Raw genomic sequence first — 15,071 nt, 5'->3', positions numbered from 1 at the left:
TCGAAGTTTTCGGCTTTCGCGTGGGGGCCCGATACACTCGACGGCGTGAGCCCGCTCCCCACGGACGAAGACCCCGAAGCGCTGGCCGAGCGGATCCTCGCCCGCTTCGAGAGCCAGGGACTGGGGGCCATCTCGTTGCGCCCCGAGGTCAAGGCAGAGCTCGTCCTCGAGGCCCGGCCGGCGGTGCACGCGCTCCTCTTCGGTCTCGGAACGGACCGCGCAGGAGACGCGACCTCCCTCGAGCACCACGAGAGCCTCGCGATGGTCACGTTGCTCGGACGTGCGCTGGCGCTGTCCGGTGCCACGCCGACGCCCGTGCTGCGGGTGGTCCCGGCTCTCCTACGCGCGTTCCGCGACGAGGGCGCCGAGCCCACCCAGGCGTTCGAGGAGGCGCTGCAGGCCGTGTGTCTCGAGGGCTTCGTCCGTGGCCGTGAGGAGGCGGTCGAGCGGCGCGTGCGTCGCGGACACGAGCAGGCCATCGCGCCGTTCGCGCTCGCGGATGGAGTGGTCGCGTTGCGGCTCGTCGGGGACCTCTCGCCCGACGCCGTGACGGCGCTGATCGAGGAGCTGGGTCGGGCGCTCTTCCGCGCCGAGGCGCGAGCGTGCGTCGTCGATGTGAATCCGCTCGCCGCCCCGACCGCCCGGCGTGCGCGGGCCCTGCTCGCGGCGGAGGAGGTGTGCCGCACGCTCGGAGTCCGTTGTGTGTACTCCGGCCTGGACGCCCGCTGGCGCGCGGAGCTGGCAGGTGTCGACCTGAGCGCGCTCACGCTGGCCGGGAACTTCGCAGAGGCCACCGCCCTGGCGCTCGCGGCGGCGGGCTCACGGATCGCTCCCACGAGTCGCCTCCCGACCGCCCTGCGTGGCCTCTTGCGTTGACGGCCCGGTGCGCACGGGGATGACCGCGCTCGCCCCCGCGGTCGTGTGCGGACCGTGTTGCTCGGCGCGACGTGGCGGGGCGCTCGGCTCGCTTCAGTACGGGGAGTCGTAGGAGCGGCTCGGGTGGGACGACGGCTCGTCGCTCGCTGGCGCGCCGAGTCGATTGGGGGCGGGCGCCCGCGTGGGCCTGCGGTTTCGGGGAGGCCCGAGCTCCGAGAGTTCGCTGCGCGCCGCGTCGCGGGTGGCCGGGTCTTCGGCGGCGAGCTCGAGGAGCTCGCGCGCGCGCAGCTCGTTCCCCAGCGCTCGGTAGCATGTGCCCGCCTCCAGCATCGCTTGGCTTGCCTGGTTGTAGGCGGGGCTGCGGCGGAACAGCTGCTCGTAGCGTCGTGTGGCCGAGGGGCAGTCCCCGTTCTGTTGGTAGCTGCGGGCAAGGTGGTGCATGGCCGTGGTCCACGAGGCCTCGCTCACCGCGGGCGCGGAGACGACCGCGTTGAGCTCGTCGATGGCGGCGACGTAGTCGCTGCGACCGTACGCTTGGAGCCCGCGCTCGAGGCGCGCGGCCGGGCCGAGGGCGACGACGCTCGGCTCCAGTGGAGTCACGGGAGTGGTCTCGCTCGGGGGAAGCTCGTCGTCGGGCGACACGACATCCCCCGTATCGGCGATGACGGGCGTCGAGGGTGCGGCGAGATCCGCGAGGCGGCGCTGCTCGGCGCGCCGCGGCACGTACCAAGCACCGAACGCCACCGCCAGGAGCATGACCGTCGCCATGACGAACTGCGGACGCACGAGGAAAGCGCGCACGCGACCCCAGCGGCCCGTCAGCGCCATCGGGAGCATCGAGGTCGATGCGGACGCGGAGGCCGACGTCGAGGTGGACGCCTCACCGCTGCGGACGCGCGCGGCGCGCATGACCGAGCGCATCGCCGCCTCGGGAGGAGCCTCGAGGGGGAGCGCCGACGCGAGCGCCAAGCCACGCCGCAGGTCTGCTTCCACCGCGGGGCAGAGGTCGCAGTCGGCCAGGTGCTCGGCCACGGCCCGCTGCTCTGCGCGGTCCAACTCGCCAGTCACGAAGTCGAGCAGCTGCTCCTGGCACACATCGCACGCGCTCATGGCCTCACCGGGTCTCCTCGAGGTGGTGCTCGTACTCGGACAGCGCCTCCTGCAGGCGCTCCAGCGCGTAGCGCATGCGGCTCTTCACCGTGTTCACAGGGACGCCCACGACGTCTGCGATGTCCTGGAAGGGCAGCCCCTGGAGCTGGCGCATGAGGAACACCTCGCGTTGTTCGGAGGGGAGCGCCTCGACGGCGGACGCTACGCGGCGCTGGATCGCCAGCGAGTCGACGGCTCGCTCGCCTCCGAGGTCGGTGCCCGACACGCGCTCTCCGAGCGTGCTGCGGCCGTCGCCGTCGATCTCGACCGGCGCGTCCAGCGAGCGATGTCGGCGGTGCTGCATCCGCCGTGCGTGGTCGATCGTCAGGTTGCGAGCGATCGTGTAGACCCAGGTCGAGAACTTGGCGGCTCCGTGGAACTTGTCGGCCCGTTGGATGACACGCAGGAAGACCTCCTGGAGCAGATCGGCCGCCACCTGAGGGTCGCGCACCGAACGCAGCAGGAAGTTGTAGAGGGGGCCGCGGTAGCGGTGGACGATCTCCTCGAACGCTTGGGCGTCTCCTCCAAGGAAGGCGGCGAGCAGGCGCTCGTCGGTCGCGGGATCGTGCGTCAGGGGGCTCACCGGTGCTCTCCGGCCGGGGCGCAGCGCGCTGGGCCACGACGGAACGTCGCCGATGTCGAGGACTGTAGTGGCCATGAACGGGGAGCGTGCGCGTTGCGCCCCTCCGGTCCGGCTGCCTGGGTGGGCAGACTGAGGGAGGGGGGACGAGGGGCGTGGAGGGGGAGACGCACGAGCCGGCGGGACGGTCTGGACGGGAGGGGGGAGGGGGGAGCGGCAAACGCTCAGAAGGAGGATGGTATCCGAACGGGCTTGCGTGCTACAGTTCCCTACAAATCATCGGTGGGTGGGTGGCGCAAGCGCGTGCTAGCCGTCGTTGACCTAAGAAATGCCGATTGCTATAAGCCCGAAACGTAGTTCTGGGGGGAATACCCCGCCCCACGCCTCTAGATGAGGGGACTCATGACCATGCGCGGAATTCGTGCCCTAAGCCTTGTCGCAGCGCTCCTCCTGACGCTCGCTCCCGTAACCCAGACCCTGGCCCAGCCCGCCCCGACCGGGGTGGACGCGACCGACACCATCGGGGACGTCGATCAGTCCGCCGTCACGGCTACGACGACCTCGGCGGAGGCCGACCGGCCGCTCGACGCCGGGTCCTACGCGGTTCGTCTGCGGGACCTCGAACAGCGTATCAATGAGCTGAAGGAGCAGATCTTCCGCTCCAAGACGCGTCTGTCGCTGCTCGCGGAGACGGTCCTTGGCGTGGTCGTCGCAGGTTCGCAGGTGGTCATCACCCACGAGAACGAGATGTCGTCGAGCTACCGGCTGGTCAAGGCGGTATACGCGCTCGATGGCGCGCCCGTCTTCAACCGCGCCGACGAAGAGGGCTCCCTCGCGTCGCAGGACGAGTTCGCCGTCTACGACGGAAACATCGTGCCTGGTGAGCACAGCCTCAGCGTGAACCTGGAGTACCGCGGTCACGGATACGGCATCTTCTCCTACCTGAAGGGCTATCGTTTCAAGGTCCGCTCCAGCTACTCCTTCACGGCGCCCGAGGGGCGCATGGTGGCGCTGCGAGTCGTCGCATACGAGAAGGGCGGGCCCACCGCTCCCCTCGAGGAGCGTCCTGCGGTTCGTTACATCGAGCGCGTCCAGGATCGGGCGGCGGCGCGCGCAGCCGCGGAAGAGGCGGCTGAATGATGCCGCAGGGGGCGACGTGCTCGGCGTCGTCCTCGGTCCTCCTGGCCGTCCCCGCGCGAACAGAGCGTAAACGCGGGCATGTGTCACGAGGAGCGCGGGCGCTGCGCCTTCTCAGCCTCTTGAGCTGCATCGCGGCCCAGGGGGCGCCGTCCGTCGCGGGGGCGCAATCCGTCGAGCGCGTGACGCGGGAGATCGGGGACATCGAGGGCCGCGCGGCGGCCTTGCTCCAGCAACCATTGCGTCGGAGCGCGCTTCGGAGCCCCACGTACGTGGAAGAGCGCCTCACCAACGGTGAACTCTACTTCCGCATGGAGGACTACCTCCAAGCCAGCATCATCTTCTCCGACATCGTCGACAACTACCCACAACACCGCGCGTATCCAGACGCGCTGTTCCAACTGGGCGAGTCGCTGTTTCACCTCGGAGACTACTTCGGGGCACGCACGCGCTTCCGTGAGGTCCTCACGCGCGCGAACGAGTCGGGCTTCCAAGCGTACACGCAGCAGAGTCTCGGCCGCCTGATCGAGATCGCCATCCACGTCCAGGATTTCGAGGGCGTCGATGCCTACTTCCAACGCCTGAGCCAGATGCCGAGCAGCGAGCTGGCCGCGCATTCCCTCTACTTCAGGGCGAAGTACCTTTACAGCATGGCGGTGCCCTCGTCCGCGGTGCTGGTCGAAGGGAGCGGCGCGCGCGTGGACACGGGGCGTCTCGAAGAGGCGCGCCTGGCGTTCGCGCAGTCCCAGCCGAACAGCCCCTACCGCCTCCAGAGCCAGTATTTCATCGGCGTCATTCACGCTCTCCGCGCGGAGTACCCGCAGGCCATCGAGGCGTTCCGCCAGGTGCTGCGTTCCGAAGCGACGACGCGCGAGCAGCGGTCCGTGGTCGACCTCACCTACCTCGCGTTGGGCCGCTTGTACTACGAGACGGACCAGATCCAGCAGTCGGTCGAGGCGTACCAGTCCGTGCCGCGAACGTCCGAGCACTTCGAGTACGCGCTGTACGAGATCGCGTGGGCCTACATCCGCATGGGAGACTCCATCCGCGCGGAGCGCGCGCTGGAGGTGCTCGCCGTGGCCGCTCCCAACAGCCACCTCATCCCCGACGCACAGGTCCTGCGAGGCAACCTCCTGCTTCGCAACGGTCGTTTCGATGACGCCAACGCCGTGTTCCTCGAGGTCCGTGGCACGTTCGCGCCGGTGCTCCGCGAGTTGGAGGACATTCGCTCCACCCACGCCGATCTCCCGGGCTACTTCCGGCAAATCGTGCGTGAGAACCTGGACGACTTCGACGCGACGGACTTCCTCCCACGAAGCGCCCAGCAGTGGGTCGAGCTGGGTGACGAATACGAGCGCGCCATCACGGTCGTGAGTGACCTGAACACCTCACGCCGCCTCATCCGCGAGACCGAAGACCTCATCGTGCGTCTGAACGGGGCGCTCGCGGCCCCCAATGGCGCGGCGATCTTCAGCGATCTGCGTGACCACCTGCAGGCCATCTCGGCGCTGCAGACGCGCCTCTCCCGTGCTCGCCAGGGGCTGATCGAGGCCGAGGCGCGCAGCGGGAGCGCGAGCCCCGAGGTGCAGGAAGTGCGCGCGCAGCGGCGTCGGATCGAGGAAGACCTGGGCCGCATGCCCGTCTCGGCCGACGACTTCATCGCCGCCGATGACGTCTATCACAACCGGTACCGCCGCCTGCGCCGGGAGCTGCGCGAGCTCGAGGTCCAGGTGATGGGTCTCGAAGCGCAGATCGTGGCCACCGAGCGCTTCATGGCGGACACCGAGGGCTCTCGTCAGGCCGAGCCCGAGGGAGTCGAGACGGAGCTCGCGCAGCAGCGGACCGCCGTCGAGGACTATCGGACACGCATCAACCAGCTGCGCCGCGACATCGAGATCGCCGAGCTGCAGGTGGGCGTCGGTGACGCGCGCTACGAGCGCGACGAGCAACTCCGGACGGAGTATGCGGCGCTGGTCGCTCGCGAGCGACAGCTCACCGGCGGTGGACGCAGCGACGTGGACGCCGCGCTGCAGCGCATCAGCGATCTCGAGCGTCGGCTCGTAGAGCGTAAGCGCGCGGTGGCCGCCATCTCGGCGGAGCGCATCGCCGAGATTCGCGTGGTGGTCGACGAGGAGGCGGCGCACGTCGTCACCTACCGTGAGAGCCTCGCGGCGCTCGAGGGAGAGACTGAAGAGGTCATCGGCGTGATTGCCCATCAGAACTTCATGGACGTCCGCGATCGCTTCTACGACATGGTGCTGCGGGCAGACGTCGGGCGCGTGGACGTGGCGTGGGCGGAACGCGAAGAGCACCGCCTGCGTGTGGACATGCTGACGCGGGAGCGGCAGCGGGAGATGCAAGTGCTCGACGACGAGTTCTCGGACATCATGGACACGGTCGAGGACGAAGAGGAGGGCGCGCAATGAGTCGCCTCTCCACGCTTGCGAGGGGGTCGTCGGTTCAGGCCGTCGCGCTCTGGCTCGCGCTCGCCCACGGCTCCACGGCGCTCGCGCAGGGGCCCACTGCGGCCCCCGCCCCCACCGGTGACACCGGGGCGGCGCCCGAAGCGGACACGGGAGCCGCGCCCCCAGCGGACGCCGCGGGCGACCGCGACACGCCACGGGAGGACGGCGCGCCAGCCGATTCGCCGTGGGGCAGCGCCAGTGACGTCGAGCTGCCGAGCTTCCTCGACACCACGGACAGTCGCGTGCAGGACACGCGTCCGGCCCCGACAGCAGAACAGATCGAGGCGCTTCGCCTGCTCGAGGCCGAGGTCGGGCGCTTCACCAACTCGGGTTCGACGTACCGGGACACGGTCGTGTCGCTGGTGCGTCGCGAGTACCTGCGGCAGCGACGCTCGCGTGATCAGTGGTTCGCCCGCCAGATTCGCGAGGAAGAGCGGCTGACGAACGAGGCTCGGGAGCGCGCCATCGCGCTCTTCGAGCGCTTCATTCGGCGCTATCCGGCCGATCCGAACTACACACCGGACGCCATGTTCCGCCTTGGCGAGCTGTATTTCGAGCGCAGCGCCGTGCAGTTTCAGGAGCAGTACGACGAGGCAGCGCTGGCTCGGGCCAACGGTGACGAGGGAGCGATGGACCGCCTCCCCACCACACCGGACCTCAACCCCACGGTGGAGTTGTACCAGCGCATCGTGCGCCAGTTCCCGGACTACCGACGCATCGATGGCGTGTACTACCTCATCGGGTACTGCCTCAACGAAATGGGGCGTCTGGAGGAGGCGCGTGACGCGTGGCTCGCGCTGGTGTGCGCCAATCGTTACGCCTACGACCCCGACCAGGCCGCGTACCGGCGGGCCGCCGCCGCCGCTGCGGGCGAAGAGGCGCCTGCGGACGCAGCAGACGCCGACCATCCGTCATTGCAGCTCGGCGCTGCGGTGGAGGACGTCCAGGCGCAGGTGTTCGTCAACCCCTACACCGAGTGCACGCCCGTGATGGCCGACGCTCGCTTCGTGAGCGAGACGTGGTTCCGCATCGGCGAGTACCACTTCGACGACTACGTCGACACGTTCGCGGTCGACAAGGCCATCGCGGCCTACAACGTCATCCTGCGCGACCCCGAAGACCGGAACTACGGACTGGCGCTCTACAAGGTCGCTTGGGCGTACTACCGCGCCAACCGCTTCGAGCAGGCGGTGCGTCACTTCGGCATGTTGGTGCAATGGTCGGACGACCAGATGGCCGCGACCGGTCGCGCTGGCTCGGATCTACGTCCGGAGGCGATGCAGTACCTGGGCATCACGTTCGCGTACGGTGACTGGAACGACAACATGGTGCCCGATCTCGAGGAGGGCGGGCCGAGCGGGTTCCAGCGTCTACAGAACCCCCAGCTGCTCCCGCAGGACCGTGAGTGGACGCCGGACGTCTACTTCGCCACGGGTGAGGTCTTCTACGAGGAGGCCAAGTATCAGGACGCCATCGACATCTGGCGCTACGCCATCACGCACTGGCCGAACCATCGCCTCGTGCCGCACTACATCGACCGCATCGCCACGGCGAACCGCGACATGGCCCGCCGTGACGCGGAGCTGGCCGCGCTGGTGTCCCTGCGTGACTACGGTCCAGGGAGCGAGTGGTACAGCGAGAACATGGACCACCCCAGCGAGCTCCGTGAGGCAGAGCGTCTGGCGGAGATGTCTCTCATTCGCGCGGCGGTCGAGACGCACCAAACGGCGCAACGGACGCGCCAGGAGTGCGTCGTCAATCGCGACATGGAACTCTGCAACGAGGCCACCCGTCAGTACCAGGCGGCTGCGGAGGCCTACGGCTCCTACCTGGAGCGGTATCCGAACACTCAGGAAGCCTACGAGCTGCACTTCAATCTGGCGGACGCGCTGTTCTGGTCTGGCTCGTACGAGCAGGCGGCCACCACGTACGCCGAGGTGCGCGACTCCAACCTCGACGATCGCCACCTTCACGAAGCGGCTCGGATGGTGGTGGAGTCCATCAAGCGCCTGATCGACGAGGAGGTCAGGGCGGGACGACTGTCCGTGCGCGACGAGCCTCCCGAGGCGACGGGGGAGCCCCCGCAAGTGCGACCGCTCCAGATGCCCATGCTGCTACAGCGCATGGCGCAGGCGCGTGAGCTCTTCTTGGCGCGCGTCGATGAAGACCACGACGCGGAGCGTCTGCGCCCGGCCTACGACTACAACAACGCCGTGTTGCTCTACCAGTACGGGTACTGGCGCCAAGCGGGCGAGCGCTTCCAGCGCATCTACGACGAGCGCTGCACCGGAGCGCTCGGGGCTCCCGAGGGACGCATCGCCTATCAGAGCCTGCGCAACATGGCGCTGCAGCTGAACAACACGGACGAGGTGGAGCGCCTCGCACGCGACTTCCAGGAGCGTCGCTGCACCTTCGGCGCGGACGAGCCGGTCGACTGTGAGGATCCCGAGAACCGCGAGGAGCCCGCGTGTACCGCGGACAACGACCTCACGGCCATCGAGTACCGTCGGGCCATCGCGAAATTCCGTGAGGCGGAGCGGGCCCCCGCGGGTGCCCAGCAGATCACCCTGTACGAGGAGGCCGCCGGAATGCTCGTCGACGCCGTCGACCGCAACCCGGCCAACCCCGAGGCCCCCAAGGCGCTGATCTTCGCCGCCACCGCCCTCGCGCGCGCTGGCCGTCCCAGCAGCGCGCAGGACCTCTACCGCCGCGTGATCCGAGACGTCGGGGACCGTCGCGGCGCCGATGACGACGAGCAGGTGGAGCTCGACAAGATCATGGCCGAGGCGTTCTTCCGGTTGGCCATCGCCGCGAAGGCCGCGTTCGAGTTCGAGGCCGCCCTCGAGAACTTCCGCATCTTGGCGGACTCGCCGCGCTTCGCGAACACCAACAACGACGACGTGCGTCAGTGGCGCGAGGACGGGCTGGTCAACTCGGCCATCCTGCTCCAGCAGCTCGGTCGCTACCGCGAGGCCGTCGCGTACTACACGCGCGTGGCGCAATCGACGTCCGACGAAGAGGTGCGCCGCAACGCGCGCTACGCCATCGCCGAGATGGCCTACAACCAGCGGTCCTACAACGACGCGGTGCGCGAGTACCGGGCGTTCATCTCGACGTACCAGCGGGATGCAGCGGCGGGCGAGCTGGTGGTGCAGGCGTACTGGCGCATCGCGCAGATTCGCCTGGCCCTGAACCAGCAGAACGAATACCAGACGGCGCTGGCCGACGTCGTTCGAGCGTTCTCGGCATCCGGTCAGGAGCCGGGCTCGATCGCCGCCGAGTACGCGGCCAACGCGCGCTTCCTCATCGTGGACCGCGGCATGGCCCAGATGGAGCGCTACACCATGACCTTCGGCCGTCCCGCCACGGGCGCCGAGTTCCAAGCCCGGATGCAGAGCGAGATCACGCGTGGCGCCGACCTCGTGACGGGTCTGCGCGACGGCTACGACACGGTGCCGCCGTACCGTCGCCCGACGTGGACCATCGGCGCGCTGGTGCGCAACGGGCGCCTGTACGAGCTGCTCACGCGCGGCATCCTCGAGGCCGAGATCGTCGCGCCTGCGGACGTGCAGCGCGTCTGGCGTCAGCTCGACCGTTACGACCGCGAGTCGGTGCAGCTGGAGTTCGAGGGCACGGTGCGCGGGGTCCTCGCCGAGCGCGTGCGTCCGTTCGAGTGCAAGGCCATCGCGAACTACGCGCTCGCCGCGCGCGCCGGTCTCGCAGGAAACATCGACAACGAGTTCACGCGCATCGCCGCCGATCGCCTCCAGGCGTACGGTGAGGAGCGTATCGCGGAGTGTCTGGTCTCGGAGCAGGCGAACATTCCCGACCTCGAGGCAGCGCGCCCCGGCGAGTTCGCACGGTCGCCCGCCGGGCAGGTGCAGTCCATCCCGCCGGGCGTTTCGCCCCCCGCGCTGGTCTCGGAGGATTGATGACCATGGCAACCCAGGTAATCGCTGTGTCCTCGCGCTGCCCTCGGTGGCTGCGCAGCAGCGCGCTGGTCGCGCTCCTGCTCGGCCCCGCGTGCGTCTCCACTGGCTGCAACAAGGGCGAGTCCGAAGAAACCGCCGGCTCTGGCGAGGGAACCGCTGGCGGCGAGACCGCCGGCGGCACCGCGACCGACCTCGAGCGGCCTCCTGGGAGCGTCGGGCCCCAGGAACAGCCCGTCGACCCAGACGATCCGATGTCGGACCCGAACCCGCAGCCGGCACCAGCGCCGGGCGGGACCGCCACTGCGGGAGGGTCCGGCACACAGGCTGCGCCAGCGGCCAACCGTTGGGGGGCGCGTGACAGCGAGGCGTGTCGCCCGCCAGCCCGACCGCCGATGAGCGCGGCCGCGCAGTCCCACATCCGTCAGGGGGTGTCGGCGGCCGCCAACAACAACCCGGAGGGCGCTCGGACGGCGTTCATGGCCGCTCTCGCGCAGGATCCGCGCTCCTACCATGCAGCGTTCAACCTGGGAGTCCTCGCCGACCGCGCGGGCAACGAGACGCAGGCCACCGAGTATTACCGGCAGGCCCTCCGCATCCAGGAGGACTACGAGCCAGCCGTTCGCGGCCTGATCGCCATCGCCATGCGACGCAACGATCGCACGGGTGCGCTCGCCGTCGTCGAGCCTCTCGCGCGGCGCTTCCCATCCAACCTCGAGCTCCAGGCGATCCACGCCGAGGTCTTGGTGGACAACCAACGCTACGAGCAGGCGTGGGACGCCGCGCGTCGTGCGCTCCGCTGTGACGAGCGGTACGTGCCCGCGCTGCGTGCGCTCATCAAGGCCAGCCTGGCCCAGGACCGCAAAGAGCTGGCGCAGTCCATCTTGACCAACGCGCTCAGCGCTGCCCCCAACGACGCGGAGCTGCACTACCTGAACGCCCAGGTCCTGGGTCGCGAGACCGGGCGTGCACGTGAGGTCGTCTCTGAGCTCGAACGCGCGGTCGAGCTGCGGCCCAGCTATTCGGAAGCACGCATGCAGCTTGGGACGCTCCTGCTCCGCAGCGGCAACTACGCTGGAGCGTTGGCCCAGTTCGAGGCGGTGTCGCGCCTGAACCCCACGCTCCCCGCGGTGCATCTGAACCTCGGCGACGCCTATCGTTCGCTGCGGCGCTGGCAGGAGGCGAAGGCTGCCTACGACCGGGTGCTGGCGTCTTCGCCCAACATGCCCGAGGTGTACTTCAACCTCGGTCTGATGTACCGGACGGCGCAGGCGGACTTCCCGGGCCTCGACCAGATCCAGGCGCTGCAGCGCGCCCGCGAGTCGTTCGCCCGCTACCGCAACCTGATGGGTCCACGGCTCACGCGCGACGACCCGTCCGAGCAGTACCTGAGCGAGCTCGACCGACTCATCGGTCGCGCGCAGCGCGCCGCCGAAGAGGCTGCGCGCGAGGCCGAGCGTGCCGCCAACCCGCCTCCCGAGGAAGCGGAGACACCGCCCGAAGAGGAGGAGTGGCTATGACCCCGTTCAAGACGTTCATGAAGCTGTCCCTCGGCGCCCTCTCTCTGTGGGCGTTGGACGCCGCGCTGGCCGATGCGGCGCAGGCGCAGCCCCCCCGACGACAGCCAGCGGTCATCGAGCTCGAAGAGATCGAGATCGAGGGGCGTGTCCAGAAGCCCAACGCCTTCTACATCTTGAACCGCAGCAACCTGGGGTACGAGGTGTTGGATCTCCGCACGAGTTTCGTGCGTGAGATCGTCGAGAGCGTTCGTCGCGAACCGTTCTAGAGCGAATGCTCCTGGCGGTACACGCCGCGCAGATCCTGTTCGCGCTGCTCTGCGCACGCTTGGTGGTGCGCAAGCTCCGTCAACTGGCTGTCGCGGACTATCAGACCCAGATGGTGGATGCGGCGGACGACGCGCTCCAAGGGGGAGGGGATGTCGGGGCTTTCGTGGATACCGCGGCGCTCGATGCGAGGCACCACGCCGTGGCGGGGGTGCGCGTGATCCGGGGTATGGCCAGCGTCGCCGGTGCGGTCGGTCTCCTGGCCGCGATGCTCCACTACTTCGTACTCCTCCACGGGGACGCTGGGCGGAGCGCCGCATCGTTGGCAGTGGCGGAGGACGACGCGAACCAAGGGGCGCTCGTCAGCATGGCGATCGGCCTGAGCACCGCGTTGAGCCTGTTCGCCGTGTCGCGGGTAATCAGGCGCAAGGTGCTGATTCGGCTCGACGAGATCGCGTCGTTCGGGGACCAGCTGGAAGCTGCCGCCAGGCGGCCGGAGCAGTGGACCACCGGAACCGAAGAGTGATACCCTGCCGAAGACCATTGACGAGACTGGGGAGGCCTGGGAACTTCCGCGTTCCGCTGGCCTCCAACGTTCAGACCTGCGGGACTCTTGCGCCCGCGGGGTTGCCTGAGCCGCAGCGGCGCGCTGCTTCGAGAGAGACGAAACCCCATGAGCACTTCTCCACAAGGCCCGAATCAAGGCGGTAACCCCCAGTCCGGTGGCCGCGCAGGCGCGATGACCCAGGCCATGCAGGCCGTCAACGTGCCCAGCGCTGGGCCGAAGGTCCTCCGCATCGGTCTCATCCAAAACGGAAAGATCGTCGAGGAGCGCATCATCCGCCGCCGCGAGACGGTGTCGGTGGGCACGGCAGAGAAGAACCACTTCATCATTTCGGCCGAGGGGCTGGCGTCGCGTTTCGACCTCTTCCAGCTCGTCGGAGACGACTACATCCTGAACTTCACGGACGACATGACCGGCCGCGTCGGTCTGGCGGGCGGCGTCCACGAGCTGAGCGTGCTGCGGACGTCGGGCGGCGCGCGCAACGCGGGCAAGTACTGGCAGGTCAAGCTGACCGACAACTCGCGTGGCAAGGTCGTCATCGGCGCGACCACGCTCCTGTTCCAGTTCGTGGTGGCGCCACCCGTCACACCCAAGCCGCAGCTCCCGGCTTCGGCCCGCGGCGGGTTCGTCAAGAGCATCGACTGGCTGTTCACCACGTTCGTGGCGCTGTCGTTCATGCTCTTCTTCGGTTTCATCATTTGGCTCGAGGAAGCGGACTGGGAGATCGCCCAAGGGGTCGCGCAGCTGCCCGAGGGGCTGGCGCGCATGATCTTCGAGGAGCCGCCCATTCCCGAGCCTGTCACCGAAGGCGAAGTGGTGGTCGAAGAGGGCGACACTCCGGCGGAAGAGACGCCCGCAGAGACTCCGCGTCAGGCGTCCAACAGCAACAGCAGCGGCGGCCGCTCTGCCAGCAACGACAACAGCTCGGCCGGCGGAGAGTCCTCCGCAGATCGCAACGCTCGCTTGCGTGAGGAGGCCCGCGCCCAAGCCATGGCGCTCGCGCTGGGTGGCGTCGGGGGGGCAGACGGATCGTTCGCGAACCTCATGGCAGGCGGTGCGCCGACGGGCGACGCGGCCGACGTCATCGCCCAGGCGAACGGCGTGGGCGTGGCCACGGGCGAGGCTGGCGGCCTCCGAGAGCGTGGTGGCGGGGGCCGAGGGGCTGGCGGCGGCGAGGGTATCGGTGGTCTCGCCCAGACGGGCGGCGGTGGCATGGCCACGGGCGAAGGCGGGCCGGTCCAAGAGCGCGTCGTCGGTCGCATGCGCATGTCGGGTGGCGGCGACGTCGGTGGCTCGGGTGAGTTCGACTCGCGCATCGTCGCGTCGCGCATCCGCGGACAGGCAAGCGCCATCAAGCGCTGCTACGAGCGCGAGCTCGCCCGAAATCCGACGCTGCGCGGCACCGTGCGCGTGGAGTTCACCATCCAGACCAGCGGTGCAGTCTCGGGTGCCACCGCCACGGAAAATTCGGTCAGCCCTGCCGTGGGGTCGTGCGTGACGGGCGTCATCGGGCGTCTGCGCTTCTCGCCGGGACCCACTGGTGGTAGCGTGCGCTATCGCTTCCCGTTCGTGTTCGAGCCGGGTGGCTGAATGAACGGCAGCGCAGCTGGGCGCAACGGACTCTCCAGCTAGGTCTCGATTGACACCATCCCAGTGCTCTGTATACTCGGACGGGCGATTGGGCAGATGTGGGTATCCATGCGTCATAGCGAAAAATACTTGAAAAAAGCCCTGCTCTTGGCCTGCGTGGTCGGTCTCGGCGCCGGTGTTTCGCTGGCTCAGTCGGCTGACGACGAGCCAGAAGAGGCAGGTAGCGCCGAGCTCGAGGTGCGGCGGATCGCCGAGCTCAGCGACGCGGAGATGCTGGAGCAGGCGGAGACCATCGAGTCTCGGGCCGCTCGGGTCTCCCGCCGCATGATGACGATGCTCGACGAGTCGCGTCAGGACCGGGACATCATCCGTGTCACCTGCCTGAACGGTCGCCTCACCGAGACCCACGCCACCGAAGGCTCCATCCAGGCTCGCGTCGTTCAACTGCGCGAGGCCACGGAGTCGGGCGATCGCGGTCAGCGCGATCACCACTACACGGTGCTCGTGGTGCTGGACCGGAATGTCAGCCAGCACGAGCGCGATGCCAACCAGTGCATCGGGGCCGACGCATTCAACACGGGTCAGACACAGGTCGTGACCGTCATCGACGACGGCTCGCCCGAAGAAGACATCTCCGACATTCCCGACGAGCAGGCGCTTCCCGTGCCCTATATTCCACCGCCCGCTAGCGGCACCATGTGACTGAGTAGGGGGCGACGCACCGCTCGCGCCGCCCAGTCCGGGTCGTCGCGCTTGGTGGCCCCGGGGGAAAAGAGCTGAGTTATGCGCCACAGCGCGAAGATCACCTTACTTACGATGTTGCTCGGGTTGGCGGGTTTGCCCAGCGGTGCTGCCGCACAGGGGTGGCTCGGTGATCGCCAGGTGAGCCAAGGTCCCGGCTTCCAGACCGGTCCGTTGACCCTCCACATGGGTTTCGGGGCTGAGTTCGGGTACGACAACAACATCTACCTGGAGGACCGGAACCGGAACGACAGC

The 15,071-nt window shown here is 68.7% G+C and carries 11 protein-coding genes; 9 read left to right on the top strand and 2 right to left on the bottom strand.

The features are described 5' to 3' along the window. The first annotated feature begins 45 nt into the window (after positions 1–45). A complete protein-coding gene (locus H6726_29090) occupies positions 46–876 on the top strand; it encodes a hypothetical protein (GenBank protein ID MCB9661736.1) in 831 nt (276 codons plus the stop codon). 93 nt (positions 877–969) lie between these two features. Here the strand turns inward: H6726_29090 and H6726_29085 are convergent, their stop codons facing one another. Both H6726_29085 and H6726_29080 read right to left on the bottom strand, forming a co-directional pair. Then, positions 970–1,986, bottom strand: a complete 1,017-nt coding sequence (locus H6726_29085) for a hypothetical protein (GenBank protein ID MCB9661735.1) — start codon at positions 1,984–1,986, stop codon at positions 970–972. 4 nt (positions 1,987–1,990) lie between these two features. Continuing rightward, entirely contained in the window at positions 1,991–2,608 is a 618-nt protein-coding gene (locus H6726_29080; GenBank protein ID MCB9661734.1) for an RNA polymerase sigma factor, read from the bottom strand. Between the two features lie 399 nt (positions 2,609–3,007). On the opposite strand from H6726_29080, the gene H6726_29075 reads away from it, so the two are divergent. The 8 genes from H6726_29075 (at position 3,008) to H6726_29040 (ending at position 14,777) form a co-directional block, all read left to right on the top strand. Beyond that, on the top strand, positions 3,008–3,745 hold the full coding sequence (locus H6726_29075; GenBank protein MCB9661733.1) for a hypothetical protein: 738 nt from the start codon (positions 3,008–3,010) through the stop codon (positions 3,743–3,745). Positions 3,746–3,864: 119 nt separating this feature from the next. Beyond that, a complete protein-coding gene (locus H6726_29070; protein ID MCB9661732.1) occupies positions 3,865–6,168 on the top strand; it encodes a tetratricopeptide repeat protein in 2,304 nt (767 codons plus the stop codon). Next, positions 6,165–10,139 (top strand): tetratricopeptide repeat protein, encoded by a 3,975-nt coding sequence (locus tag H6726_29065; GenBank protein ID MCB9661731.1) that lies wholly within the window; start codon positions 6,165–6,167, stop codon positions 10,137–10,139. Before H6726_29070 ends, H6726_29065 begins: the two co-directional genes overlap by 4 nt. Positions 10,140–10,144: 5 nt before the next feature. Continuing rightward, positions 10,145–11,656 (top strand): tetratricopeptide repeat protein, encoded by a 1,512-nt coding sequence (locus H6726_29060; GenBank protein MCB9661730.1) that lies wholly within the window; start codon positions 10,145–10,147, stop codon positions 11,654–11,656. Continuing rightward, positions 11,653–11,922, top strand: coding sequence for a hypothetical protein (locus tag H6726_29055; protein MCB9661729.1), 270 nt, complete (start codon positions 11,653–11,655; stop codon positions 11,920–11,922). Before H6726_29060 ends, H6726_29055 begins: the two co-directional genes overlap by 4 nt. Before the next feature lie 5 nt (positions 11,923–11,927). Beyond that, a complete protein-coding gene (locus H6726_29050; GenBank protein ID MCB9661728.1) occupies positions 11,928–12,446 on the top strand; it encodes a hypothetical protein in 519 nt (172 codons plus the stop codon). Between the two features lie 147 nt (positions 12,447–12,593). After that, positions 12,594–14,075 (top strand): TonB family protein, encoded by a 1,482-nt coding sequence (locus H6726_29045; protein MCB9661727.1) that lies wholly within the window; start codon positions 12,594–12,596, stop codon positions 14,073–14,075. Positions 14,076–14,171: 96 nt separating this feature from the next. Beyond that, positions 14,172–14,777, top strand: a complete 606-nt coding sequence (locus H6726_29040; protein MCB9661726.1) for a hypothetical protein — start codon at positions 14,172–14,174, stop codon at positions 14,775–14,777. Positions 14,778–15,071: the final 294 nt, after the last annotated feature.

The sequence above is a fragment of the Sandaracinaceae bacterium genome (assembly GCA_020633055.1).
GTDB lineage: Bacteria > Myxococcota_A > Polyangia > Polyangiales > Houyiibacteriaceae > JADJJE01.
Note: the sequence above shows the minus strand (reverse complement) of the source record. Positions and strands in the feature narration are given on the sequence as shown.

What these genes read in the sequence shown, in the direction of transcription:
- H6726_29085 (MCB9661735.1), bottom strand. Translation starts at nt 1,986, where the DNA reads ATGAGCGCGTGCGATGTGTGCCAGGAGCAGCTGCTCGACTTCGTGACT.
- H6726_29075 (MCB9661733.1), top strand. Translation starts at nt 3,008, where the DNA reads ATGACCATGCGCGGAATTCGTGCCCTAAGCCTTGTCGCAGCGCTCCTC.
- H6726_29065 (MCB9661731.1), top strand. Translation starts at nt 6,165, where the DNA reads ATGAGTCGCCTCTCCACGCTTGCGAGGGGGTCGTCGGTTCAGGCCGTC.
- H6726_29060 (MCB9661730.1), top strand. Translation starts at nt 10,145, where the DNA reads ATGGCAACCCAGGTAATCGCTGTGTCCTCGCGCTGCCCTCGGTGGCTG.
- H6726_29055 (MCB9661729.1), top strand. Translation starts at nt 11,653, where the DNA reads ATGACCCCGTTCAAGACGTTCATGAAGCTGTCCCTCGGCGCCCTCTCT.
- H6726_29050 (MCB9661728.1), top strand. Translation starts at nt 11,928, where the DNA reads ATGCTCCTGGCGGTACACGCCGCGCAGATCCTGTTCGCGCTGCTCTGC.
- H6726_29045 (MCB9661727.1), top strand. Translation starts at nt 12,594, where the DNA reads ATGAGCACTTCTCCACAAGGCCCGAATCAAGGCGGTAACCCCCAGTCC.
- H6726_29040 (MCB9661726.1), top strand. Translation starts at nt 14,172, where the DNA reads ATGTGGGTATCCATGCGTCATAGCGAAAAATACTTGAAAAAAGCCCTG.